This window comes from Methylobacterium sp. Leaf361 (assembly GCF_001424445.1).
Taxonomy (GTDB): Bacteria; Pseudomonadota; Alphaproteobacteria; order Rhizobiales; family Beijerinckiaceae; genus Methylobacterium.
Window position 1 is genome coordinate 199,337 of sequence record NZ_LMPY01000045.1, and the last position, 23,754, is coordinate 223,090.

A 23,754-nucleotide genomic window follows, 5' to 3' on the forward strand; every position below is an offset into this window, starting at 1 on the left:
TCCCCACTGCAAGAGTCGCGCAGCCTCCTGACAATGGATCGGGACCGCGATCCGCGCCCGAGCGGCCCGGATGACTGGGAGCGTGGTAAATCAAATCCGCGCGGCGCGCTCCCGCGCACGCCTCGTTCATCGCGGTCCCGGTGTTGCTGCAGCGTGTCGGCGGCGCGGACGCGGCGTCGCATCGCGGCGGGCCGCCGAGGGACCGTCCGGATGTCCCGCACGCCGCGCTGCCGCAGCGCCCGCCGACCCAGACCCATGCGTTCAGACATCGGCGTGGATAACGCCTTCGGGCTGCTCTATTCCCCGATCGGATAAATTGTATTGGCTCTTCCGAGACGCAACAATCGCTTCAAGCTGCGGTCTGTACTCTAATTCAGGTGCTCTGCCATGGAAGCGATCGGCGTCGAGGACCGGGGCGGCGGCCGGCGCGACGCCAGCGCCCGCCTGCGTCGGATCGCGGTCGCGACCGGCGTCCCGCTCGCCGCCTTCTTCGGGGCGCCGGCGCCGCGCCCGCTGGCCGAGCTCAGCGAGCTGATCGGCCTGTGGCAGTCGATCGCCGACCAGGAGGGCCGCAACGCGATCCTGGCGGTGGCCCGGGCGCGGGCCGCCGGGACGAAGGACGGGGCGGGCGGGCCGGCCTGACGGATCGGCCCGCGGATTTTGCGGCGCGCGGCCCTGGCGGGAACGCGCCGGGACCGCTACATGATGGGAGCGGGGCTGCAGAGTTCGTCAGGAGCACTATCCCCGGGGCCTTATCGACTCCCTCGGGAGCTGTCCCTGGCCTCGTCCCTGGACTTGGCCAACACGGCGCCCACCTACGCTGTAGGTTTCCCGGGATCGATCCTCCAACGGCTCACGTGGCTCCGCACCCGACCTCTCCCAGAACCGGCACCGAGGCTCCGGACGCCGCCCGCAAGGCGGAACTCCGCGCCGCGGCCCTCGCCGCCCGCGACGCCCTCGATCCCGCGGCCCGGCAGGCGGCCTCGGCGGCGATCGGGACCGCGCTCCTCGCGCTGCCCGAGCTCGCCCAGGCCCGTCTCGTGGGCGCCTTCTGGCCGATCCGCAGCGAGGTCGATCCCCGGCCCGCCGCCGAGGGCCTGCGCGCCCGCGGGCAGGCCGTGGCCCTGCCGCACGTCACGCCGGACGGCCTGGTGTTCCGGGAATGGCGCGCCGGCGACGCCCTCGTCGCCGGCCGGTTCGGCCTCAGCGAGCCCGACCCGTCGCTGCCGCCGGTGGAGCCCGACGCGCTGATCGTGCCGCTCGCGGCCTTCGACCGGACCGGGCAGCGCATCGGGTACGGCCGCGGCTACTACGACGGCGCGATCGCGCGCCTGTCCCGGACGAACCCCGTCCTGACCGTCGGCATCGGCTTCGCCGCCCAGGAGGTGGCGCGCGTGCCGGCCGAGCCGCACGATCGACCCCTCCAGTTCGTGATCACCGAAGCCGGCGTGATCCGCTGCGACAGGACCGCCTGACCCATGCGCCTGCTCTTCCTCGGCGACGTCGTCGGGCGTTCGGGCCGCACCGTGGTGTGCGAGCACCTGCCGCGGCTCCGGGAGCGCTGGCGCCTCGACTGCGTGGTGGTCAACGGCGAGAACGCGGCCGGCGGCTTCGGCATCTCCGAGACGATCTGCGACGAGCTGATCCAGGCGGGCGCCGACGCGGTCACCCTCGGCAACCACAGTTTCGACCAGCGCGAGGCGATGGTGTTCATCGCCCGCCAGCCGCGCCTGGTGCGGCCGGCGAACTATCCGCCCGGCACCCCGGGCCGCGGCGCCACAGTCGTGGAGACCCAGGGCGGCGCCCGCGTCCTCGTGGTCAACGTGATGGGCCGGGTCTTCCTCGACGCGATGGACGACCCCTTCGCGGCGGTGGAGCGCGAGCTCACCGCCTGCCCCCTCGGCGCGGCGGCGGACGCGGTGATCGTCGACGTCCACGCCGAGGCGACGAGCGAGAAGCAGGCCTTCGGCCACTACCTCGACGGCCGGGCGAGCCTCGTCGTCGGGACGCACACGCACACGCCCACGGCGGATCACCGGATCCTGCCCGGCGGCACGGCCTACATGTCGGATGCGGGCATGTGCGGCGATTACGATTCGGTGATCGGCATGCAGAAGGACGAGCCGATCCGCCGCATGATCCAGAAGACGCCCGGTTCCCGCTGGGAGGTCGCCGTCGGCGAGGGCACCCTGTGCGGCATCGCGGTGGAGACGGACGCGCGCGGCCTCGCCACGCGGGTCGCGGCCCTCCGCCTTGGGCCGAATCTCGAGGAGACCGCGCCGCATTTCTGGGATTAGCGCCCTGTCCGGCCCGGTGGATGCCGGTTTGGCGTAAGGCGGTCGCGGGCCGCTAAGCCTTTTGTGCGGGACTGGTCTCGATCGGCCTGGGCATAGCTCCGCGATGACCTTCCCGAGACTTGATCGCGTGCGGGCCTACCCCCACAGTGCCCCCCGAGGGGCGCCGATGGCCGGCTGCCGCGTGGTGAGATCAGGCTAGAACGATCGATGGCCGCCCGAGAAACCGGCGACGACAAGAATGGGCCGCTGGCACAGCCCGGGATCTATCTCGGGCGGATGGTCATCTTCCTGATCCTTGTAGGCTTCCTGGCCTTCATTCTGTTCCGGCAGATCACACCGGCCTTCCTGGCCAATCCCGGGCTCAACGGGCTCATCCTCGGTGTGCTGCTGATCGCCGTCCTGATCGCCTTCGGGCAGGTCGTCCGGCTGTTCCGCGAGACCGCCTACGTCAACGCCGTCGCGGGCGGCGCGCAGGTGAAGAAGCCGCCCGCCCTGCTGGCGCCGATGGCGCCGATGATCGCCGCGCGGGCCGGCGGAGCCACCCTGCCGGGGACGACCGGCTACCTCGACACGATCGCGGTGCGCCTCGACGAGGGCCGCGAGATCCTGCGCTACATCTCCGGCATCCTGATCCTGCTCGGCCTGCTCGGCACCTTCTGGGGCCTCATCGACACGCTGTCGGCAGTCGGCGGCGTCATCAAGGGCATGCGCGGCGGCGGCGATGCCGGCGTGATGTTCGACGAGCTGAAATCGGGCCTCGCGGTGCCGCTCTCGGGCATCGGTCTGGCCTTCTCGGCCTCGCTGTTCGGCCTCGCCTCGTCGCTGATCACCGGCTTCCTGGAACTTCAGGCGGGCCAGGCCCATGCCCGGTTCCACAACGAGCTGCAGGACTGGCTGATGTCCGGCGCGGCAGCTCCGGAGACGGCGCCGGTCGCGGCGGCGGCGACCGCGGCGCGGCCGGCCGCCGGCACGCAGGAGCTGAAGGAGGCGGTCGACCGCCTGAGCGCCCTGGTGGCCGAGGGCGGCGGCAGCCGCGCGGCGACCCAGGCGATGACCAACCTCGCCGAGGGCATCCAGGGCCTCGTCCAGCACATGCGCGCGGAGCAGCAGATGATCCGCGACTGGGTCGAGGCGCAGGCGAGCCGCGAGCGCGAGCTGAAGCAGGTGCTGGACCGGCTTGGCCGGGAGCGCGTCTAGTGGCCTCCACGGCGACCCGGACCCGGCGGACGCTCAACGTCTGGCCCGGCTACGTCGACGCGCTGGCCACGCTGCTGCTGTCGGTGGTCTTCCTGCTCACGGTCTTCGTGGTCGGGCAGTTCTTCCTGTCGCAGGAGCTGACCGGACGGGACGAGACCCTGGCCAGGCTCAACCGCCAGATCGCCGACCTCACCGACCTCCTCGCCCTGGAGCGGACGAACCGCCGCAACCAAGAGGAGGAGGCCCGCAATCTCCGCACGACGCTCGCCGGCGTCGAGGCCGAGCGCGACCGGGCCAAGGTGCAGGCCGAGGCCGCGACGGTCAGCCAGGGCGCGGCGGGCACCCTCGACAAGCAGCTGGAGACCGAGCGTGGCGCGACCCGGCGGGCGCAGTCCCAGATCGACCTGCTCAACGAGCAGATCAGCGCCATGCGCCGCCAGCTCGCCGCCCTGGAGGACGCCCTCGCGGCCTCCGAGAGCCGCGACAAGGAATCCCAGGCCCGGATCGCCGAGCTGGGCAGCCGGCTGAACGTCGCCCTCGCGCAGAAGGTCCAGGAGCTGGCCCGCTACCGGTCCGACTTCTTCGGCCGCCTGCGGCAGATCCTCGGCAACCGGCCCGACATCCGCGTGGTCGGCGACCGCTTCGTGCTGCAATCCGAGGTGCTGTTCCCGGCCGGCTCCGCGACCCTCAAGCCCGAGGCCGGGCCGGAGCTCGACCGCATCGCCGGCGCGGTCTCGGAGCTCGCCAAGCAGATCCCGGCGGATCTGCCCTGGGTGCTCCGCGTCGACGGGCACACCGACGCGCGCCCGATCAGCACGTCGCAGTTCCCGTCGAACTGGTCGCTCTCGGCGGCGCGCGCCATCGCGGTGGTGCAGTTCCTCGCCGGCAAGGGGATACCGCCGCAGCACCTCCTCGCGGGCGCCTTCGGTGAGTTCCAGCCCCTCGAAGCCGGGGCGACCGAGGAAGCCTACGCCCGCAACCGCCGGATCGAGATGAAGCTCACCGAGCGCTAGCGCTGTCGGACCGCCGCGGCGCCGCAGGGGGTGTCGGCGCGCGGCCCGCGTCCGGTGACCAGTTTCGCGGCGATCTCGCTCCGCATTCCCAGGTGCATGTGCCGATCAGGCCAGCATCCGATCGTCTTACGAGAGCTTCGAACACCAGAATCCGGAAGAGATAGGCGGTAATTGTTCCGGCGGGCGCCGATTTCTCCTGTGCGCGCCGCAGCTCTGCTGGATTAACGCATCGTTATCCTTGACGTCCCATGGTGCGGCCGATCCAGGGAGACCGTATCGATGTCGAAGCTCAGCCTGTCCCTGAACGCGGTTCGGCCCGGAGCCGACGATCACCCCCGGCCGCACGTCGCCCTGCGGGACGAGGCCAGCGCGATCGCCGCGGCCGTGCGGGTCTTCGAGGACGGGCTGACGGACCTGCACGCGGGCGTGGCGGCCGCGGACGACGCCGCGTCCGCCGCGGCGGCGGCCGACGCGGCGACCGGCCTCCTGGCCGGCATCGCCGGTCAGACCAGCCTGATGGCGCTCCGGGCCGCGATCGAGGCGGCCCGCGACGGCGGAGAGGGCCGGGGCTTCGCGGCCGCGGCCGCGGAGGTCAGGGACCTGGCCGGGCAGATGGTGCGGGCGACCGACACGATCGTGGCCCAGGTCGGCCAGATCCAGGCCGCGGCGGAGCGGGCACAGGATACCGCGACCCGGGGGCAGCGCCAGGCCGCGTCCGCGCACTGAGGCTGCGCACCCGGCGCCGGCGATCCGTCGCGCGGACGGGCGCCGCCCCGGGCGGCTCCGGGCGCGGCCCGGCTACTCGGCGACCGGCAGGCGCTCGCCCCGGCTGCGGGGCTCCTTGCCCCGCGCCGTCTCGTCCAGCGCGTCGGTGAACTGCAGGTTCGCGAGCTGGGCGTAGAGCGCGCCCTGGGCCAGCAGGCTCTCGTGGGTTCCGGTCTCGACGATGCGGCCGTCGTCGAGGACCAGGATGCGGTCCGCGGCGCGGATCGTGGCGAGCCGGTGGGCGATCACCAGCGTGGTCCGGCCCTGCATCAGCGTGGCGAGGGCGGCCTGGACGGCGCGCTCGGACTCGGCGTCCAGGGCCGAGGTGGCCTCGTCGAGGAGCAGGATCGGCGCGTCCTTGAGGATCGCCCGGGCGATGGCGATGCGCTGCCGCTGGCCGCCCGAGAGGGTCACGCCGCGCTCGCCCACCTGGGTCGCGTAGCCCTGCGGCAGGGCCGAGACGAAGCCGTGCGCGTTGGCGAGTTCGGCCGCGCGCCGGACCTCCGCCTCGCCGGCCTCCGGGCGGCCGTAGCGGATGTTCTCGGTGACGGTGCCGGAGAACACGACGGGGTCCTGGGGCACCAGGGCGATGCGGGCGCGCAGGCGCTCGGGATCGACCTGGGCGATGTCGGCGCCGTCGACCAGGATCCGGCCGCCCTGCGGGTCGTAGAAGCGCAGCAGCAGCTGGAACACCGTCGATTTGCCCGCGCCGGAGGGGCCCACGATGGCGATGCGCTCGCCGGGCGCGGCCGCGAAGCTGAGGCCGCCGAGGGCGGCGTGTTCCGGGCGGGTGGGGTAGGCGAAGCGCACGTCCTCGAAGGCCACCGCGCCCCGGGCCGGCTCGGGCAGCGGCAGGGCCGGGGACGGCGCGCGGATCGCCGGCTCCGCGGCGAGGATCTCGGTGAGCCGCTCGGCCGCGCCGGCCGACATGGCGAGGTCGCCGTAGACCTCGGAGAGCTGCCCGAGGGCGCCGGCGCCGAACACGGCGTAGAGCACGAACTGCGAGAGCTCGCCGCCCGTCATCGTGTGGTTCAGGACGCCCTGGGCGCCGTACCACATCACCCCGACCACCGAGGCCGAGATCAGGAAGATCGCGACGCCGGTGAGCAGCGCGCGGGCCCGGATCGAGGCCTGGGCGGCGCCGTAGGCCTCCTCGGAGGCCGCCGCGAACCGGGCCGCCGTCGAGTCGGAGCGGCCGAAGGCCTGCATCGTCCGCACCGCCCCGACCGCCTCGGCGGCGTAGGCCGAGGCCTCGGCGAGCCGGTCCTGGGCCGCCCGGGAGCGCCGGCGCACGCCGCGGCCCGACACGATCAGCGGGAAGACGATGATCGGGATCGCGGCCAGCACCATCACCGACAGGCGCGGGCTCGTCACCACCATCATGGCGGTGGCGCCCACGAACAGGAACAGGTTACGCAGCAGGATCGAGACCGAGACGCCGAAGGCCGACTTGATCTGCGTCGCGTCCGCGGTGAGCCGCGAGACGATCTCGCCGGACTGCGCCCGGTCGAAGAACGCCGGATCGAGCTGGGTCAGCCGCGCGAAGACGGCGCTGCGGAGGTCTGCGACGACCCGCTCGCCCAGCGTCACCACCGTGTAGACGCGGGCCGCGCTCGACAGCGCGAAGGCCGCGACGACGCCGAGCAAGGCGAGGAAATAGGCGTCGATCACGTTCGAGCCGTCGGCGGTGAAGCCGTGGTCGATGACCCGGCGCATGGCGATCGGGACGACCAGCGTCGAGGCCGACGCGCAGATGAGGGCGACGAGCCCCGCGGCGATCCGCGCGCGGTAGCGCAGCGCGAAGGGGAGGAGCGGCCGGAGGGCGCTCAGCGGGGCTCTGGGTCGGCCGGCCGCGGCCGCCTTGGTCTTACGGGCCATCACGCCTCACGTGTTGTCGTTCTCCCGGTCCGCGGCGCTTGTGACCGGGGAGCGGCTGCGGTATAGGCCGCCGCTCATCCGATTGCGTGTGTTCAATGGCCGCGGGCCGCCACCACGGTCGGCTTGGACGTGCCGTTGCCACGAACCCATGGTTCGGTGCAACCGGTGACATCTTCCGCATTCCGGGCCGGGCGGCGCCTCCTGCGCTTCCCGCCGGCGTGCCAGACAGGGACCAAGGTCATGGCGAAGGACGCGGCCGCGAAGGCCAAGGGGACTGAGCACCCCGATTACCACTTCATCAAGGTCGTGATGACGGACGGTACCGAGTACCAGACCCGTTCGACCTACGGGAAGGAGGGCGACACCCTCAATCTCGACATCGATCCGCTGACCCATCCGGCCTGGACCGGCGGTGAGCAGAAGATGCTCGACCGCGGCGGCCGCGTGTCGCGCTTCAACTCGCGGTTCGGCAACCTCGGCAAGCGCTGATCGCCGCAGCCGTCACGGCGACGCTGTTCGAGACGGGCGGTCCCTGGCGGGGCCGCCCGTTTTCGTGCGCGGCGTCGCGCGGCCGCGCGCGTTATCCACAGGACGGGTTTGCGAAGATCGCCCGGATCTTGGCGCGAACCGCGCGTCCGGGCCGGCGGGCGGAAACGCTTCTTCTCGGTCGGGGCGCACCCGCGGCCTCCGCGGCCGGGTCCGGCCGCCGCCGGCGCATTCAAAGCGCGGCCGGGCCGTCGTATCCTTCCCCGGTCACCCGCGGTTCGCCGGAACTCCGCCGCGCGGGCGGCCCGCCTGTCCGGGGGCCGAGGCTCTCCGGACGCACTGCTAGGATCGAGATCCGATGAGACGTCTGCTGCTGCTGTTCCTCGCCCTGGTCGGTCTGGCCATCGCGCCGGCCATGGCCGCGGACAAGATCAAGGTCGGCATCATGGGCGGGGATGCCGAAGTCCTCTGGGCGAAGGCCAAGGAGATCGCGGCCCGCGACGGGCTCGACATCAACCTGGTGGTGTTCTCCGACTACCTGCTGCCGAACGAGGCGCTCCAGTCCGGCGACCTCGACGCCAACGCCTTCCAGCATAAGCCGTTTCTCGCCAACCAGATCAAGGCGCGCGGCTACAAGATCGTCCCCGTCGGCGAGACGATCGTGACGCCGATCGGCCTGTACTCCAAGCGGGTCAAGGCCGTCGGGGACCTGAAGGACGGCGCGCAGATCGGCATCCCGAACGACCCGTCGAACGGCGGTCGGGCGCTCCTGCTGCTGCAGGCCGAGAAGCTGATCCGCCTGAAGGACGGGGTCGGCCTGCTGCCGACGGTCTTCGACGTCGTCGACAATCCCAAGCGCCTGAAGTTCCAGGAGGTCGACGCCGCGCAGCTGCCCCGCAGCCTCGAGGATCTCGACGCCGCGGTGATCAACACCAACTACGCCGTCGATGCCGGCCTGATCCCCGGCAAGGACTCCATCGCGATCGAGTCCAAGGTCGACAACCCCTACAACAACGTCATCGTGGTCCGCGAGGCGGACACGGGCAAGCCCTGGGTGCCGAAGCTGGTCCGCGCCTTCCAGAACGACGCGATCCGCCAGATCCTGAAGGAGCAGTTCCCGGGCCAGTTCCCGGCGTTCTGAGCGTCGGGGCCGGCACGCCGGCCCTGCGCGGCAGCGGCGCCCCCCGGAGCGTCGCCCGGCTCTTGCTCAGCCCTCGCTCATCCGGAACGCCATCCGCAGCAGGCCCTGCTGCGCGGCGACGGGGCTCTCCACCGGCTGGGGCGTCGGCCGGTCCTCGGCGATCAGCGCGTCGAGGTGCAGGATGCGGCTGTGCAGGCGCCGGGCCCGGAGGATCAGCTGCTGCAGGCGCATCGGCAGCAGGTTGAAATCCTGCTGCTTCGGCGGCTCGGCCGTGCCGAGCTTGACCCGGTGCTTCTCCAGGAGGGCCTCGGCCGGGGTCATCTCGCCCTCGGCGACGGCGCGCTGCACCAGCAGCCACGAGGCGATCTGCATCAGCAGCGTGGTCAGGCGCATGCTCTCGGCCGCGTAGCTGAGCGTCGCGTCCCGGGACACGAGGCGCGACTCGTCGCGGCCCTCGCCGTCGAGATAGGCGGCCGTCTCCTCGACCAGGGTCATCCCGTCGCGGAACAGCGCCTTGAAGGCTTCCGAGTTGACGTAGGACCTGCCGAAATCGACCCAGTCCTGATCGTCCCGGAACGTGACATCGAAGCCGTTCATCTGCCTCTCCTGTGCCGTCCGACGGCCCGGCTCGTTCCGATCCGGGACGCTCCGTCCGTGGCTTTCGGACGACGCCGCAATCCTAGCGCCGATTGGCCCGGACAGCAGGGTTCATGTTTTTTTAACCTTAACCCGCCGCCCGGGATCTGGAGAAGTGCCGCGGATGGCGGCACCCGCGCTCAGAACGAGGCGCGGATACCGCCGAAGACGCTGCGGCCGCTCCCGGGGTAGAAGGCGGCCAGCGCGGCCGGCCCTCCGGCCGTCGCGGCGGCGTTCGCCACCACGGCGATGTCCGAGACGTAGCGGGCATCTGTGAGGTTGCGGGCATCCACGAACAGGGCGACGCCGTCGGCGAGATCGAGGCCGGCCTCGACGCCGAGCAGGGCGTAGCCGGGCGCCCGCAGGGTGTTGGCGTGATCGGCGAAGGCGCCCTGCGGCACCCAGTCGAGCGACGGCGCGACGTGGAAGCCGCGCGGGTGCCGGTAGCTCAGGACGGTGCGCAGCACGTCCGCCGGGATCCCGGCGATGCGGTTGTTGCCGAAGACCGGGTCGCCGACGAACCGGAAGTCGTTGTGGGTCCAGATCTGGGTCACGCTGAGCCCGTCGCCCGCCGCCGCGAGGTCGCGGACGAGGTCCAGGGTGAGCGCCGCCTCGACGCCCTGGTGGACGGAGCGGGGGGTGTTGAAGGTGGCGGCCGGGATGTTGAGGCCGGGATTGGTCGCGAAGTTGATCAGCTCGTCGCGCAGGTCCGAGCGGTAGAGCGTCACGTCGAAGGCGAGGCGGTCGACGCGGCCGCGGGCGCCGGCCTCGTAGGTCCAGGCGCGCTGCGCCCGCAGGGGCACGAAGGTCGTGCTCAGGAGGTTCTGCTGCACGAGGTCGGAGAAGTCCGGCACGTCCCGGGACCGGACGACGTCGCCGAAGATCTGGATGTCGGGCCGCGGCTGCCACAGCAGGCCGACCTTCGGGTTGACGCCCGCGTAGGTCACGTCGGCGAAGCGCGGGCTCGGGTTGCCCGGCAGCCCGCCCTTGTCGCTGAAGGTCCGGTTCGACGAGAACGCCTTCGCGCCGGTCATCAGCGCCACGTCCGGCAGGAACCAGAAGCGGTTCTCGCCGTAGGCCTCGACGCTCGAGGCGCTCTGCAGGGCGTTGAGCGTCTGCGCCCCCCGCTGACCGCGGACGTTGACGAATTGCAGCGCGGAGTTCTGGCCCGCGAAGGCGCGCAAGCCCAGCACCACGTCGTCGCGGAAGCCGCCGAGATCGAAGGTCCCGGCCCAGTGCGGGCTGATCCCGTAGGTCCAGCCGTCCTGGTCGATCGCCTGGAAGATCGGGTGGTACAGGCTCTTGTGGATCGCCCAGGTGTCGACGTCGAGCTTGCCCACGTCGAGCAGGAACGAGGTGCGGTTCGCGATCCGCTCCGTCTCGACCTTGCGGGACTGGTTGCCGGTGATCGCCGTCGGGTTGGCCAGCGTCGGCGTCGAGAGGCTCTGGCCGAGGGTCAGGGTGCCCGGCAGCTTCTGATCGGTGATGTAGGTGCCGAGATAGAAGCGGGTCTCGATGTCGGGGGCGATCCGGTAGCCGATATTGGCGTTGAAGTTCTTCGTGGCCTGGGCCTCGTGGGCGCGGAACCCGTCGGAATTGGTCAGCGTCGCGTTGACCAGCCCGTCGAGCGGCCCGTCGATGCGGGACATCTGCGCCTGTTCGCGGATCGTGCCGAAGCTGCCGCCGTCGACCCGCAGGATGTTGGGCGCCAGCGCGGTGTAGGCCGTGGGCGTGACGGCGTTGACGGCGCCGCCGAGCGTCGTCGCCCCGAAGGTGAGGGCGTTGCCGCCCTTGTAGACCTCCACCGAGCGCAGGGCGAGCGGGTCGACCTGATAGAAGTCGCCGCTCCCGTCCGCGAGGTTGAGCGGGATGCCGTCCTGCAGCAACTCCAGCCCGCGCAGGTGGAAGGCGCGGGCGATGCCGGAGCCGCGGACCGACAGGCGCAGCTCCTGCCCGTAGCGCTCCTGCACGTAGACGCCGGGCACGTCCTTGAGCACGTCGCGGAGCGTGTTGGTGTAGCGATCCTGGAGGGCCGCGGCGTCGACGAAGGCCACCGAGCCGACGGTCCCCGCGAGGGCGGCCCTCTGGCGGTCGACGCTCGGCACCGAGAGCGAGCCGCGGGTCTCGTCCGACGGCGCGTCCGTCGCGGCGGCGCCGACGACGCTGAGTTCGGACAGGGTGACCGAGGCGGCGGACGGTGCCTGGGCCGCGGCCGGCGTCGCGCAGGTGAACAGCAGGAGCGCGGCGCGTCGGCCGGCCCGGAACTGGCGGGGCATGGTGTGGATCCGTGTCTGGCGATCGGGAAGGCGGGGCGATCGGTCAGACGACGGGCGGGGCGCGAGCTCCGAGGCCGGGACGCGGGGGCGCCCGCGGGAGGGCGACGCGCCGCGGCCGGGGGGCGGCGGCCGCGACGGCTCGGGCGACCGGGACGGCGGCGACGGCCGACGGCGCGGGCAGGTTGGCGGCGCCGGCCGCGTGGCAGGCGACGCAGCAATCCCCGCGGTGAGGGGCCGGCAGCTGTTTGCCGGCCGGTGCCGGATCGGTCGGGCCGCCGTCGGCGAGGCAGAGGACGTGGTCCGGCCCCGCGGCGGCGGAGGCCAGGCCGCCGAGGACGCCCTGCAGCGCCAGGGCGTAGAGGGCGAGGAGCGCCACGATCCGGGCGAGCGCGCGCGCCGGCCGCGCGGGGGCGACCCGAAGGTCCGCGCGGCCGCGACGGCCGGGCGCCGCGGCGGCCCGGCCTCGTGGATCTGCTCGCGTCACGACTGTCGCCCGGCGGCCGAAGCTCGGTCCCGGGCTGCTAGTGCTGGTGCTGGTGCTGGCCGCCCGGTGCGCCCGCGCCGATCGGCGCCACCGTGAAGGTCACCGGCACGGCGCCGGCCCGCTGGAAGGTCAGCGTCCCCGCGACGGTCTCGCCCGCCTTCGGCGCGCCGGTCAGGTCCTCGAACATGAGGTGATAGCCGCCGGGCTTCAGCTCCACGGTCTCGCCGGGCTTGATGGTCAGGCCGTTCGTGACCGGCGCCATCTTCATGACGCCGCCCTCCATCGACATGGAGTGGATGTCGCTGCTCTTGGCGAACGGCACCGTGGCGCCCGTGAGCGTGTCCGGCGCGCTCCCCGTGTTGGTGATGCGCACGTACCCGCCGGCGACCTTGGCGCCGTTCGGCGTGGCGCGCAGCCACGGGGTCTCGATCGTCAGGTCACCGGCCTTCACGGTCGTCGCGGCCGCGGCCGTCCCCGCGGCCGGCGCGCCGCCCGCCTGGGCGACCTGGACGATCCGGAAGGACGGCGCGGCCGCCTTCAGGTCGTGGGCGTCCTGACCGGCCTTGGGGATCTCCGACCAGGAATAGCTGCCCTCCGCGCAATCCTGCTGGACCGGGACGTAGACGGTCGCGCCGGGCTCGAAGGTGCCGGCGACCTGCGACAGGAAGGTGAACTCGTCGACCTGATCGTCCGGAAGGGAGCCGCCGCTCCACGTGATCGATGTCACGCCCTCCGCGGCCGTACCGTGATGGGTCGCGTAGGTCTTGGCGTAGGGTCCGCGCGTCGTCGCGAGGGTCCAGCCGGGTTTCGGCATCGGCTTGGCGCCGATCAGGCCCTCCGGGATGGTGACGCTCACGCGCGTCGTCGGCTTGCCGTTGCAGCCGTGCATGATCTGGACGACGCCGCGATACGAGGCGCCGGGGGCTGCCTGCTTGCGTTCCAGCACCGCGTGGGCCTGCGCCGCGGAGGCGAGCAGCCCGAGGCCGAGGGCGGCCGAGACAAGGGTCTTCATGGGAATACATCCGTCCTGAGGGATCCGAGAGGTGGTGATCGCTCAGGCGGTCGGCGGCCCCCTCGGGGACGCGATGGTGCCGGGCGGCGCGCGGGCGCCGACGCTCCGGTTGAGGGGCCAGGCCGGCCGCAGGTCCGCGGTCGCGACCCATCGGAAGCCGACGGACGGGGGGCGCGGCGGGAGCGCCGGGCCGGTGGCCTGGGCCGCCGTGCAGCAATCGCCGTGGTCGTGGGGGACGGGCGCGCCCGGTGGAGCGGACGTGTCGGCATGCTGCGCGCAGAGGCCGTCGGTCGCCGCCGGCATCGGCATCAGGCCGCCGAGAAAGGCCTGGAGCAGCAGGGCGTAGAGCGCCAGCAGGGCGACGACGGCCCGCAGGGCCGGCCCGACACGTCGATCCGAAAGGGCCTCGCCCGAATCCATGCTGCTCCCGCGCGCCGTCCGAACCGGACCGCTATGGCATCCCTGCCACACCGGCGCGGCGATGGCTGTTGCCAGGGTGCCGCAGAGGGACGCCGCGTGCGCTGGCGCACGGCGATGCCACATTCCGGCCCCTTCGATAGGGAGTCTTAACGCCATCCCGACACCGTGGCGCCCGAGACAATCCGCTCCCGTCACGACCTGACGAACCCCGGACCAGAGCCAGCGACCGATGCGCAAGAAGGCACAAAACCGGTTCCCCGCGATCCTCGGCGTCGCCGCCCTCGGCGCGCTCGGCATCGGCGGCGCCCAAGCCCGCGATCAGGGCAACTATGCCCAGGCCGAGTGGGCGCAGGACTACGCCTCACCCGCCGGCATGCAGGTGCAGCGCGAGACGGTGCCGATCCTCTCGCCCCAGACCGTGACGTCCACCGAGCAGATGGTGGAGCGCTACAAGGACATCGTCGCCCGCGGTGGCTGGCGGCAGGTTTCCGGCGCCGACCACCTGCGGATCGGCTCGCGCGGCCCGGCCGTGGCGGCCATCCGCCAGCGCCTGATCGTCACCGGCGACCTCGATCCGGCCGCGGGCGGCTCGGGCGTGTACGATTCGTACGTTGCCGCGGGCGTGAAGCGGTTCCAGGCCCGGCACGGCCTCAGCCAGACCGGCGCGATGACGATGGCCACCCAGCAGGCCATGAACGTGCCCGCCGACGTGCGCCTGCGCCAGCTCGAGATCAACGTCGTGCGCCTGCGCTCCTACTCGGGCGATCTCGGCCGGCGCTTCGTGATCACCAACATCCCGGCCGCGCTCGTCGAGACGGTCGAGAACGGTCAGGTCGTCACGCTCCACGCCGCCGGCGTGGGCAAGATCGACCGCCAGTCGCCGATCATGAACACCAAGGCGACGCAGATCAATTTCAACCCGACCTGGACGGTCCCGGCTTCCATCGTGAAGAAGGACCTGATCCCGAAGATGCAGAAGGATCCGAACTACCTCACGGACAACAAGATCCGGATCCTGTCGAACGGGTCCGAGGTCTCGCCGAAGTTGGTGAACTGGTTCTCGGACGAGGGCACCCGCTACACCTACCGGCAGGATTCGGGCGCCGACTTCAACTCGATGGGCATCGTCCGCATCAACATCCCGAATCCCTACGGCGTGTTCATGCACGACACGAACACCAAGGGCGTGTTCGGCGACGATTTCCGCTTCATCTCCTCGGGCTGCGTGCGCGTGCAGAACGTGCGCGAGTACATCACGTGGCTGCTGAAGGACACGCCCGGCTGGGACCGACAGAAGGTCGAGGAGGCGATCGAGAGCGGCAAGCGCATCGACGCCAACATCTCCCAGCCGGTGCCGGTCTACTGGACCTACATCACCGCCTGGTCGACCCCGGACGGCATCGTCCAGTTCCGCGACGACATCTACAAGCGTGACGGCGTGAACGTGCCCTCGACCATCGGCGCGCCGACCCCGGTCGCCAGCGCCGAGCCGATGCCGCAGACCTTCGAGCCCGGCGACGAGGAGTAGTCGGACCCGCGGGCGCCGGCCGCTCCCGGCGACGCCCGCCCGTCGAACCCGATCCGAGGCCCGCACCTCTGCCGAGGCGCGGGCCTCGCGCGTTCGGGGCCGCGCCTGTCATCCGGAGGTCAAACGCGTCTGATTGGCCGCGCAGGCAGCGTCCCGGATGCCGGTTGCCGGCCTCCCGCGGGACGCCGCGCCGCGAAGCCGTGCAGGAGCCATCGATGTCGCGCGACACCCAGCCCGGAGGCCTGACCCGCCGGAGCACCATGGCGGGCGCCGCCGCCCTCGGCCTCGTCGCGGGCCGGGCCGGCGCGCAGGAGCCCGCCGAGGCCGCCGAGGCCACCGGGATCGTCTCCGCGCGCGACGCGGCCGGCGGGGAGCCGGTCCCGCTGCCGGGCGTGCTGGTGTCCAACGGTCGCGAGATCGCGCGGACCGACGAGCGGGGCCGATACCGCCTGCCGATGTCGGGCGACGGCGCGGTCTTCGTCATCAAGCCGCCGGGCTACGCCCTGCCGCGCGACGCCGACAACGTGCCGCGCCACTCCTACATCCACCAGCCCGGGGGCACGCCCGCCGAGCTGGGCCTGCGCTATCGCGGCCTCGCGCCCACCGGGCCGCTCCCGGCCTCGATCGACTTCACCCTGACCCGGGCGGACGAGCCGGACGACTTCGACGTCGTGCTGTTCACCGATCCCCAGCCCGAGAGCCGGTTCGAACTCGACCACGTGCGCGACACCGCGGTCGCCCGCGCCATGGCGATCCCGGCCGCCTTCGGCTTGACCACAGGCGACGTGCTGTTCGACGATCTCTCGCTCTACGGCCGGTCCAACCGGATCGTCGGGCGGATCGGCCTGCCCTGGTACAGCCTGCCGGGCAACCACGACCTCAACATGCAGGCGCCGGACGCGCGCTACAGCCGCGAGACCTGGAAGCGGGTGTTCGGCGCGCCGACCTACGCGTTCCGGCACGGCCGGGCGTGGTTCGTGATGCTCGACAACGTCGAGTGGCTCGGGCCGCCGGTGCCGGTGGGCGCCAACACCTACCGAGGCCGAATCGGCGACCGCGGCCTGGCCTTCCTGCGCAACCTCCTGGCCGAGATCCCGCGGGACGACCTGATCGTGCTGGCCATGCACATCCCCCTGCACACCGAGACCGGCCCCGAAGAGCCCCGCACCCACACCACGGACCGCGCCGCGCTCCTCGACCTGCTCGCCGGCCGCAAGGTGCTGAGCCTCGCCGGCCACACCCACACGACCGAGCACCACTACCTCGCCGACGGGCACCACCATCACGTGCTCACCGCCGTCTCGGGCTCGTGGTGGAGCGGTCCCGACACCCGCACGGGCATCCCCTCGGCCGACAGCCGCGACGGCACCCCGAACGGGTTCCACGTCCTGTCGATCCGCGGCACCGACTACACGACGCGCTACGTCGCCGCGCAGGGGCAGCCGGACGAGACCATGCGGATCCTGTTCGAGAGCGAGCTGCGGGCCGGCGCGCCCGAGGTGGTGCGCTGGACCCGGCCGGTGCAGGGGCTGCGGCCGCCGGTGCCGCAGGACGCGCTCGCCGACACGACCCTGGTGGTGAACGTGTTCGACGGCGGCCCGCGCACGCGGCTCGCGTTCCGGGTCGGGGACGCACCGCCCCGGCCGATGGGGCGCACCCGCCGCCCCGACCCGTTCGTCACCGAGCTCTACGAGCGCTACCCGGAGACGAAGAAGAGCTGGGTGAAGGCGGTGCCCTCGACCCATATCTGGACGGCGCGGCTCCCGGACGACCTCGCCCCCGGCGCCCACCGGGTGACCGTGGAGGGCGCGGACGAGTACGGCCGCCCGATCCGCGGCTGCACGGTGCTGGAAGTCACCGGCGAGCGCGGCCGCGGCTGAGCACGGGCGCCGGTCGTCCGGCGCCCGCGCCAATCACGCCGCCAGCTGGCGGGCGCCGTGGCCACCCTCTTGGATCTCCTCGACGATCTTCGCGCAGAACGCGTCGAGGTCGCCCGGATTGCGGCTCGTGACGATGCCGTGATCGGTCACGACGTCCTTGTCGTGCCAGCGGCCGCCGGCATTGATCACGTCGGTCCGGATCGAGCTGAACGAGGTCAGGTCGCGGCCCTTGGCCGCGCCGGTCTCGATCAGCAGCCACGGGGCGTGGCAGATCGCGGCCACGACCTTGCCGGAGGTCAGGAAGCTCCTGATCAGGGCGAGGGCCCGGGGCTCGAGCCGGAGCTTGTCCGGGTTGATCTGGCCGCCCGGGAGGACGAGAGCGTCGTAGGATGCCGGGTCGACCTGCTCCAGGTCGGTGTCGACCGCGACCTCCCGGCCCCAATCGGTCTTGTCCCAGCCGCGGATCGTGCCCTTGCTCTGGCGCGATTGCGGGGCGGCGACGGTCACCGCGGCGCCGGCCTCGGCCAGCTTGGCCTGCGGGACGGTCAGCTCGCTCTCCTCGAAGCCGTCGGTGGCGAGGATCAGGATCTTGGCTTGGCGGATGTCGGGCATGGCGGTCTCCGGTCGGGGGATCTGCCCGGCTAACGGAGGCTCGTGCCGCCCGTTCCCGCGGCCCTCCGCCGCCCGGCCGCGTCCGGGAGCGGACGCCGGACCGGTGATCGGAACCCCCGCGAAGGCGGCCCGTTGGTCCCCATCCCAGCCACCAGGAGTCGCGTCATGGCCAATCCCGGCCTTCCCGAGCCCACGCCCGGCGACCTGCCGCCGCCCCCACCGACGCCCGAAGAGGAGCCCGATATCGGCCCGACCGGCCCGCGCACGCCCTATCCGGTGAACGATCCGGGGATCGGCGAACCCGGCGGTCCGGGCTCCGAGCCGGACATCTTCCCCGGCACGCCGACGGATCCCGGGACGCGCATGTGACGGCGCTCGCGACGGCCAAGCGCCCGGCCGTCAGTGACCGCCGTGCGAGGTCCGCACGTCGCGCGGGGCATTGAGGATCTCGGAGAGGCTCGTCACGACGTGGCGGGCCTCTTCGTCCGTCAGGCGGAGCTGGAACGGCGGCAGAGCGCCGGCCTGCAGGGCGACCACCGCCTGGCCCTCGTCGTCGGTACCGACCTCGATGGCCGACGACGTCACGTCGAGCATGGCGACCTCCTCGTCGCCCATCTCGTCGGCCATGTCGGGCTCGTCCGTATCGTCGATCGCCGTGAGGAGTTGCCCGACGGCGCGCACCAGCGCCCGGGCGGCGCGGGCATCCATCACCACCGCCGTCGCCTGATCATCCTTCTGGAAGGAGAGCTGGATGTTCGCACCGTCCAGCGAGACCGAGATGCCTGCCATGTATCGTCCAGAGCCACGCGCCTTAACTGCTTGAGCGCATTCCGTATATGCATCGTGAATGCCCGGAATCACAGGGGGCGGTGCCGCTCGGCCCGCTCCCGATCCCGGCCTGCGACGCAGATGATACGCCGCCCATGCCTTGTTGCGGCCGCAGCCTGCGCCTAAATACGTCCTCGGGGGGCTTATCCACCGAGGCTGACGCTGTTCAAGGTTCAGCGCCTCGCGCCCCGCCACACTGGCCAAATCCAGAAAGACCGTGGTGCATCACGCGGCCCTCGTGCCGCGCGGATGGCCTATGGACGAACGAGGTACACTACGTGAATACCGGCACTGTGAAGTGGTTCAATGAGACCAAGGGCTACGGTTTCATCCAGCCCGACGATGGCGGCAAGGACGTGTTCGTCCACATCTCGGCCGTCGAGCGCGCCGGGATGCGCAACCTGATCGAAGGCCAGCGGATCGCTTACGAGATCCTCACGGACAAGCGCAGCGGCAAGGACGCCGCCGGCAACCTGCAGGCGGCCTGACCGTCGCGGGTTCCGAGGCGCCTCCCGCGCCCTCAGTGCGCCGAAGTGTGCAACTGAGGATTGCGGGTGGCGCATGAAGCGGCCGCCAGACGCGGTTCCCCCTTCCGACGCTGCCCGCCCGGGCGAGACTGCCCGGGTTCCGGTCGCGTCGGAGGCAATATCCCAGAAACGACGCCGGGCGCAGCCAACGTCCGGTCCAGAAAAGAAAAGACAGTGATGTTATTCGAGTACACACGGCGCCGCGGCGTCCGTTCCCCCGTCACCGATGCCCCGACCTTCCGGGTCGGCAAGCTGGCGCGGGCCATGACCGCGGACCAGACCGGGGCGGATCTCAGCGACCTGATCGACCGGTCCTACAACTACCACTCCCCGCGTGAGCTCCACTGGCATCTCGCCGAGCGTCTCGGGCTCGCGCCCGCCGCGGTGAAGATCCGCGAGACCGCGACGGCCTGAGGTCGTCATCCGCTCTCCGCGGGATCGTCCGAGGTTCCGGCCTCAGCGGTCCCAGGCGGCGAGCACCGGGTCGCGCAGACCCACCGGCGCGGCGAGCAACTCGCCGTGCACTGGGTCGGCGCGATTGTACGGCGTCGCCGCCCCGGAGAAATCGCAGACCACGCCGCCCGCCTCGCGCAGAACGAGGTCGGCGGCGGCCAGGTCCCAGTCGCGGGCATTCCCGGAAATCATCCCGATATCGACCGTCCCGTCCGCCACGCGGGCGAGCCTCAGGGCGAGGGACGGGATCCGCGCGATCACCTCGAAATCCGGGTCCGCTCCGGCGCCCCGGGCCAGGCGGTCGAGCATCGGCTTCGGGCCGGTGACGCGGGCGCCGGGCAGGCTCTGCCTGGTATCGACGCGGATCGGTTCGCCGTTCCGCGTCGCGCCGCGCCCGCGCACGGCCTCGTAATCCGCGTCGCCCACCGGCGCGTGGACGAAGCCGATCAGCGGCTCGCCGCCCGACAGGAGCGCCACCGCGATCGACCAGTCCGGATGGCCCGACAGGAACGCCCGCGTCCCGTCGATCGGATCGACGATCCACACGAGGTCGTGGCCGAGGCGCGCCGGGTCGTCGGCGGTCTCCTCCGACAGCCATGCCGCCCGCGGCACGAGGGCGCTCAGACGCACCTTCAGGAAGGCATCGACCGCGACGTCCGCCTCGGTCACAGGCGAGCCGCCGGCCTTCGACCAGATGCGGGCCGAAGTCTGCCCGCCGAGCCTGAAGAACGGCCGCGCGATGTCGGCGGCCTCGCGCATCACGGCGCGCAACTCCGGCATCAGGGCGGATACGGCATCGTCGGTGAGAGGCTCTGGCATCGCGCTCCGCGTGGAATCCGTGCGGCCCGCGAGGGCCCCGCCGGCCCGCCCGTCCGGCGGGCGGACGTCCGGGCCCGCTTGGGCTCACCCGGTCGGGCTGAGAAGACCCGGCGCGGAGGATCGCGCGCCCGGTCGCCCCGTTGTACGGCGGCGCCCGCAGCGCCACAAGGATGCTGGTTCATCGATCGATAACGACCGATCTGCGCAAGGAAACGTTGAGCATTCAAGGAAGCATTGAGCATTCCGCAAATGACAGCGCTGTCCAGATTCGCTTAACGACGGCTCTTAAGCGGTGCGGAGGAGTTCGGGTGCGATTTTGCTTGGCATAACGGACGGCCCGACAGGGGTCGCCACTTGCTCCAGGGACTCGGACCGATGAACACTTCCCCGGCCACGGACAAAAGCCACGCAGGACACCCGATGCACGGTGCCGACACCGCGCCCCGCTTCGTCGCTTCGCCGCTGCCGGTGATCGGCCGCGCCCCCGGCGCGCGCCGGGCCGTCGGGATCGCGCTCGCCTACGCCACCGAGGACGCGGAGATCGTGGGCGCCGACCGGTTCAGCCTGATCCTCGTCGACGCCGAAGGCGACGTGCTGCAGCGCCTCGGCAGCTTCGAGGAGGACGATGTGGTCGCGTTGTGGCGCGACATCGCGGCGCGGGCGGGCCTCGTGCGGATGATCGTCCGGGAGGACGGCCTCCTCGTCCCGGTCTCCCAGCAGATCGGCCGGCTGATTCTCGGTCAGGTCCGCATCCGTCGCCGCCACGCCGGTCTCGGCCGCCGTCGCCCGCGCTTCCTGGCCCGCCGCAAGACCGGCCGGCTCCCCGCGCGCCCGCAGATCTTCCGCGGCGAGAACGAGATCATCGCCCGCACCTGAGGGTGCCGACGGCCCCTAGAACAAGTTGCGCAGCAGCGCGTCGGCGGTGAGGCCGACGAACAGGATCAGGCCCGCATCCCGGTTCGACCGGAACAGCGTGAGAGCCCCGCGCCCGTCGCGCTCGCGCAGCGACAGGACCTGCCAGGCGAGGTGCCCGGCGAAGGCGGCGACCCCCAGATACCCGACGAGCCCCGCTCCGGCCCCGCGCGCGGCCAGCACCACGAACAGGGCGGCCAGCGCGTAGCAGAGCCCGACGGCGAGCCGCATGTGCCGGCCGAACAGGCGGGCCGAGGAGCGGATCCCCGCGATCTCGTCGTCCTCGATATCCTGCACCGCGTAGATCGTGTCGTAGCCGATCACCCAGCACAGGGCGCCCGCGTAGAGCAGGAGCGCCGGCGGATCGAGGCGGGCGAACACCGCGGCCCAGCCCATCAGAGCCCCCCAGGCGAAGGCCAGTCCCAGGATCGCCTGCGGCAGCGGCATGACCCGTTTCATGAACGGGTAGATCGCCACCGGCAGCAGCGAGCAGAGACCGATGATCACCGCCTCCGCGTTGAACTGCAGCAGGACGGCCAGCCCGATCAGGGCCTGGATCACCAGGAACAGGGCGGCGTGGCGCGGCCGCACCTGGCCCGAGGGCAGGGGGCGCAGGCGCGTGCGCTCGACCTGCGCGTCGAGATCGCGGTCGGCGATGTCGTTGTAGGTTGAGCCCGCCCCGCGCATCGCCACGGCGCCGATCAGGAAGAGCAGGCAGTGCCAGGGGTCGGGAAAGGCCTGGTCCGCGGCGATCGCCGCCAGGGCGGCCGACCACCAGCAGGGCAGGAGGAGGAGCCACCAGCCGATCGGCCGGTCGATCCGGGCCAGGCGCAGGTACGGGCGCCAGGGCCGGGGCGCCCGCCGGTCGACCCAGTGCCCGGAGACCGCGTCGGCCGGCCGCCCGTCGTCAAACACCGTGCCGTTCATCGGTCGGATCTCCGGTCGTCCCGCACGTGAGTCCCCCGCCGCTGCCGAGGGGGACCCGCGCCGGATCCGCGATCCTCTCAGACGATCTCAGAGAGCGCCCTGCGGCAGCTTGAAGCTTCCGGTCAAGCCCGGGCCGCCGAGCAGCCCGCCGCCGCCGCCACCCGCCTGGGCCTGCGCCTGGGCGCGGGCCTGCGCCTCCATCTTGGTCGCCTGGGCGGCGACGCTGCAGATCTTGGTGCGGATGCCGCTGACCTTCACGTGGTCGGCCTTGAAGCCCTCGGCGAAGGAATCGGGGATCGAGCACCATTCCTTGTTGGCGGCGATCCACTTGATGCCCTCCGCGCCGTTGGACTGGAGCTTCCCGAACAGGGCGCAGGCCTCCTGCGGGGTCATCTTCTTCTTGGACTGCGACGCCGCATTGGCGCGGCCGACCAGAGCCTTGCGCTCGGCCAGGGTCTTCTGGATGGCACCGCATTCCGGTGCCGCGCTCTGCGCGAACGCCGCCGTGCCGAACAGGACGGTGCCGACCAGCACCGCCGCCCCCAGCTTCAGACTCCCCTTCGCCATTCCGCGACTCCCTCGACGCCCCTGCCGAATCCGCGAGCGGCCGGCTCTCTTCCGTTCCGTTGGGTTCGCCATAGGATTGTGGCGTCATTCGAGCGGCAAACCGGCTGCGCCATGCACCGGTGGACTGGCTGCCGAAAACCGGGGCTCGTAACCATTCGGCAACACTTTCGGTCGTGGTCCCCGCGTTGACAGGCCCGCCGGCCCGCGCGACCACGCCGCCATGCCGGCCTATGACTTCACCGCTCCGCGCCTCCACGTCGCGGCCGATCTCGCGGCGGGGGTGATTCTGCCTCTCGACCGGGCTCAGGCGAACTACCTGCTCAACGTGCTGCGCCGGGGGCCGGACGATCCGGTCCTGGTCTTCAACGGCCGCCACGGCGAGTGGCGCGCCCATCTGGTCCAGACCGGGCGCAAGGGCGCCGACCTGCACGTCGCCGCGCAGACGCGTCCGCAGCCCGCGGGCGCCGACCTTCACTACCTGTTCGCCCCGCTGAAGAGCGCGCGCCTCGACTATCTCGCGCAGAAGGCGGTGGAGATGGGGGCCGGTACGATCCGACCGGTCATCACCCGGTTCACGCAGGGCGATCGCGTGAACATGGACCGGCTGCGGGCCAACGCGGTCGAGGCCGCCGAGCAGTGCGGGATCCTGGCGATTCCCGATTGTCCGGAGCCCGAGCGCCTGCCGGCCGCGCTCGCGGGCCTCGCGCCCGGGCGGCTCCTCGTGTTCTGCGACGAGGACGCGCCCGTGCGCGACCCGGTGGCGGCCCTGCGGGCGGCCGGCGACCCGCTGGCGCCCCCTCCGCTCGCCGTGCTGGTCGGTCCCGAAGGCGGCTTCTCCGAGGAGGAGCGGGCGCTGATCCGGGCGCGGCCGAACACCGTGGCGCTCTCCCTGGGGCCGCGCATCCTGCGGGCCGACACCGCCGCCGTCGCCGTGCTGACGCTGGTGCAGGCGGTGCTCGGCGACGCGCGCTGACGCGCGCCGCCCCGATCCATGTGTGCCCGCGCACATGGAAGGACCGCGCCGGTCGATTGTTTCCCCGGATCAGACGTGAAGCGGCGCGCCGGTCGAGACCGCCGCGTTGTGGGTTCACGGCGG

26 protein-coding genes and 1 other RNA gene are annotated in these 23,754 nt (G+C 72.1%); 16 read left to right on the forward strand and 11 right to left on the reverse strand.

The features are described from left to right. Positions 1–387 precede the first annotated feature (387 nt). The 7 genes from ASG32_RS24680 to ASG32_RS24705 all read left to right on the forward strand — a co-directional run bounded on the left by ASG32_RS24680 (position 388) and on the right by ASG32_RS24705 (position 5,233). Positions 388–642, forward strand: a complete 255-nt coding sequence (locus tag ASG32_RS24680) for a hypothetical protein (protein ID WP_056531670.1) — start codon at positions 388–390, stop codon at positions 640–642. Positions 643–711: 69 nt separating this feature from the next. After that, positions 712–868, forward strand: a non-coding RNA gene (gene ssrS / locus ASG32_RS32910) — 6S RNA. Then, entirely contained in the window at positions 858–1,475 is a 618-nt protein-coding gene (locus ASG32_RS24685) for a 5-formyltetrahydrofolate cyclo-ligase (protein WP_056531671.1), read from the forward strand. Before ssrS ends, ASG32_RS24685 begins: the two co-directional genes overlap by 11 nt. A 3-nt stretch (positions 1,476–1,478) precedes the next feature. Beyond that, entirely contained in the window at positions 1,479–2,297 is an 819-nt protein-coding gene (locus tag ASG32_RS24690; RefSeq protein WP_012322254.1) for a TIGR00282 family metallophosphoesterase, read from the forward strand. Between the two features lie 207 nt (positions 2,298–2,504). Next, a complete protein-coding gene (locus ASG32_RS24695) occupies positions 2,505–3,494 on the forward strand; it encodes a MotA/TolQ/ExbB proton channel family protein (RefSeq protein WP_020090687.1) in 990 nt (329 codons plus the stop codon). Further along, entirely contained in the window at positions 3,494–4,507 is a 1,014-nt protein-coding gene (locus ASG32_RS24700; RefSeq protein WP_020090686.1) for a peptidoglycan -binding protein, read from the forward strand. The genes ASG32_RS24695 and ASG32_RS24700 overlap by 1 nt, the downstream gene beginning before the upstream one ends. A gap of 279 nt (positions 4,508–4,786) precedes the next feature. Beyond that, positions 4,787–5,233, forward strand: coding sequence for a methyl-accepting chemotaxis protein (locus tag ASG32_RS24705; protein WP_056531673.1), 447 nt, complete (start codon positions 4,787–4,789; stop codon positions 5,231–5,233). Positions 5,234–5,305: 72 nt separating this feature from the next. On the opposite strand, the gene ASG32_RS24710 is transcribed toward ASG32_RS24705, so the two are convergent. Beyond that, positions 5,306–7,150 carry an ABC transporter transmembrane domain-containing protein gene (locus ASG32_RS24710; RefSeq protein ID WP_020090684.1) on the reverse strand — a complete coding sequence of 615 codons (1,845 nt, stop codon included), beginning with the start codon at positions 7,148–7,150 and terminating at the stop codon, positions 5,306–5,308. 240 nt (positions 7,151–7,390) lie between these two features. On the opposite strand from ASG32_RS24710, the gene rpmE reads away from it, so the two are divergent. Continuing rightward, entirely contained in the window at positions 7,391–7,639 is a 249-nt protein-coding gene (gene rpmE, locus ASG32_RS24715; RefSeq protein ID WP_012322259.1) for a 50S ribosomal protein L31, read from the forward strand. A gap of 355 nt (positions 7,640–7,994) precedes the next feature. Next, entirely contained in the window at positions 7,995–8,777 is a 783-nt protein-coding gene (locus tag ASG32_RS24720) for a MetQ/NlpA family ABC transporter substrate-binding protein (protein WP_056531675.1), read from the forward strand. 66 nt (positions 8,778–8,843) lie between these two features. On the opposite strand, the gene ASG32_RS24725 is transcribed toward ASG32_RS24720, so the two are convergent. The 5 genes from ASG32_RS24725 to ASG32_RS24745 form a co-directional block, all read right to left on the reverse strand. Beyond that, positions 8,844–9,374, reverse strand: coding sequence for a DUF1465 family protein (locus tag ASG32_RS24725; protein WP_020090682.1), 531 nt, complete (start codon positions 9,372–9,374; stop codon positions 8,844–8,846). 179 nt (positions 9,375–9,553) lie between these two features. Then, on the reverse strand, positions 9,554–11,689 hold the full coding sequence (locus ASG32_RS24730; protein ID WP_056531678.1) for a TonB-dependent receptor: 2,136 nt from the start codon (positions 11,687–11,689) through the stop codon (positions 9,554–9,556). A 43-nt stretch (positions 11,690–11,732) separates the two neighbouring features. Then, complete coding sequence (locus tag ASG32_RS24735; protein ID WP_244492171.1) at positions 11,733–12,173, reverse strand: hypothetical protein; 441 nt, start codon at positions 12,171–12,173, stop codon at positions 11,733–11,735. 37 nt (positions 12,174–12,210) lie between these two features. After that, complete coding sequence (locus tag ASG32_RS24740) at positions 12,211–13,185, reverse strand: DUF1775 domain-containing protein (protein ID WP_056531681.1); 975 nt, start codon at positions 13,183–13,185, stop codon at positions 12,211–12,213. A 42-nt stretch (positions 13,186–13,227) separates the two neighbouring features. Continuing rightward, the gene (locus ASG32_RS24745) at positions 13,228–13,605 is read right to left on the reverse strand and encodes a hypothetical protein (protein ID WP_056531683.1); all 378 of its coding nucleotides are present in this window, start codon (positions 13,603–13,605) and stop codon (positions 13,228–13,230) included. Between the two features lie 229 nt (positions 13,606–13,834). Between ASG32_RS24745 and ASG32_RS24750 the strand changes: the two genes are divergently transcribed. Continuing rightward, entirely contained in the window at positions 13,835–15,133 is a 1,299-nt protein-coding gene (locus ASG32_RS24750; protein ID WP_056531685.1) for a L,D-transpeptidase family protein, read from the forward strand. Positions 15,134–15,348: 215 nt separating this feature from the next. Continuing rightward, complete coding sequence (locus ASG32_RS24755; RefSeq protein ID WP_056531687.1) at positions 15,349–17,013, forward strand: calcineurin-like phosphoesterase family protein; 1,665 nt, start codon at positions 15,349–15,351, stop codon at positions 17,011–17,013. 33 nt (positions 17,014–17,046) lie between these two features. On the opposite strand, the gene ASG32_RS24760 is transcribed toward ASG32_RS24755, so the two are convergent. Then, positions 17,047–17,625, reverse strand: a complete 579-nt coding sequence (locus ASG32_RS24760) for a type 1 glutamine amidotransferase domain-containing protein (RefSeq protein ID WP_056531689.1) — start codon at positions 17,623–17,625, stop codon at positions 17,047–17,049. Positions 17,626–17,790: 165 nt separating this feature from the next. Here ASG32_RS24760 and ASG32_RS24765 point away from each other — a divergent pair, with 165 nt between their 5' ends. Continuing rightward, positions 17,791–17,994, forward strand: a complete 204-nt coding sequence (locus tag ASG32_RS24765; RefSeq protein ID WP_012322267.1) for a hypothetical protein — start codon at positions 17,791–17,793, stop codon at positions 17,992–17,994. Positions 17,995–18,024: 30 nt separating this feature from the next. On the opposite strand, the gene ASG32_RS24770 is transcribed toward ASG32_RS24765, so the two are convergent. Continuing rightward, positions 18,025–18,414: a hypothetical protein gene (locus ASG32_RS24770; RefSeq protein WP_020090673.1), complete on the reverse strand. Its 390-nt coding sequence runs from the start codon at positions 18,412–18,414 to the stop codon at positions 18,025–18,027. A gap of 317 nt (positions 18,415–18,731) precedes the next feature. On the opposite strand from ASG32_RS24770, the gene ASG32_RS24775 reads away from it, so the two are divergent. Further along, positions 18,732–18,941, forward strand: coding sequence for a cold-shock protein (locus tag ASG32_RS24775; RefSeq protein ID WP_012322269.1), 210 nt, complete (start codon positions 18,732–18,734; stop codon positions 18,939–18,941). Between the two features lie 216 nt (positions 18,942–19,157). Then, a complete protein-coding gene (locus ASG32_RS24780) occupies positions 19,158–19,394 on the forward strand; it encodes a hypothetical protein (RefSeq protein ID WP_026604544.1) in 237 nt (78 codons plus the stop codon). A gap of 42 nt (positions 19,395–19,436) precedes the next feature. Here ASG32_RS24780 and ASG32_RS24785 read toward each other — a convergent pair whose 3' ends face one another. After that, positions 19,437–20,252 (reverse strand): 3'(2'),5'-bisphosphate nucleotidase CysQ, encoded by an 816-nt coding sequence (locus ASG32_RS24785; protein WP_056531692.1) that lies wholly within the window; start codon positions 20,250–20,252, stop codon positions 19,437–19,439. Positions 20,253–20,672: 420 nt separating this feature from the next. Between ASG32_RS24785 and ASG32_RS24790 the strand changes: the two genes are divergently transcribed. After that, on the forward strand, positions 20,673–21,128 hold the full coding sequence (locus ASG32_RS24790) for a DUF6101 family protein (RefSeq protein WP_056531694.1): 456 nt from the start codon (positions 20,673–20,675) through the stop codon (positions 21,126–21,128). 15 nt (positions 21,129–21,143) lie between these two features. On the opposite strand, the gene ubiA is transcribed toward ASG32_RS24790, so the two are convergent. Next, complete coding sequence (gene ubiA / locus ASG32_RS24795; RefSeq protein WP_056531696.1) at positions 21,144–22,091, reverse strand: 4-hydroxybenzoate octaprenyltransferase; 948 nt, start codon at positions 22,089–22,091, stop codon at positions 21,144–21,146. An 87-nt stretch (positions 22,092–22,178) separates the two neighbouring features. After that, complete coding sequence (locus tag ASG32_RS24800) at positions 22,179–22,658, reverse strand: hypothetical protein (protein ID WP_020090668.1); 480 nt, start codon at positions 22,656–22,658, stop codon at positions 22,179–22,181. Between the two features lie 220 nt (positions 22,659–22,878). Between ASG32_RS24800 and ASG32_RS24805 the strand changes: the two genes are divergently transcribed. Next, positions 22,879–23,631, forward strand: a complete 753-nt coding sequence (locus ASG32_RS24805) for a 16S rRNA (uracil(1498)-N(3))-methyltransferase (protein ID WP_056531698.1) — start codon at positions 22,879–22,881, stop codon at positions 23,629–23,631. The last annotated feature ends 123 nt before the right edge of the window (positions 23,632–23,754 follow it).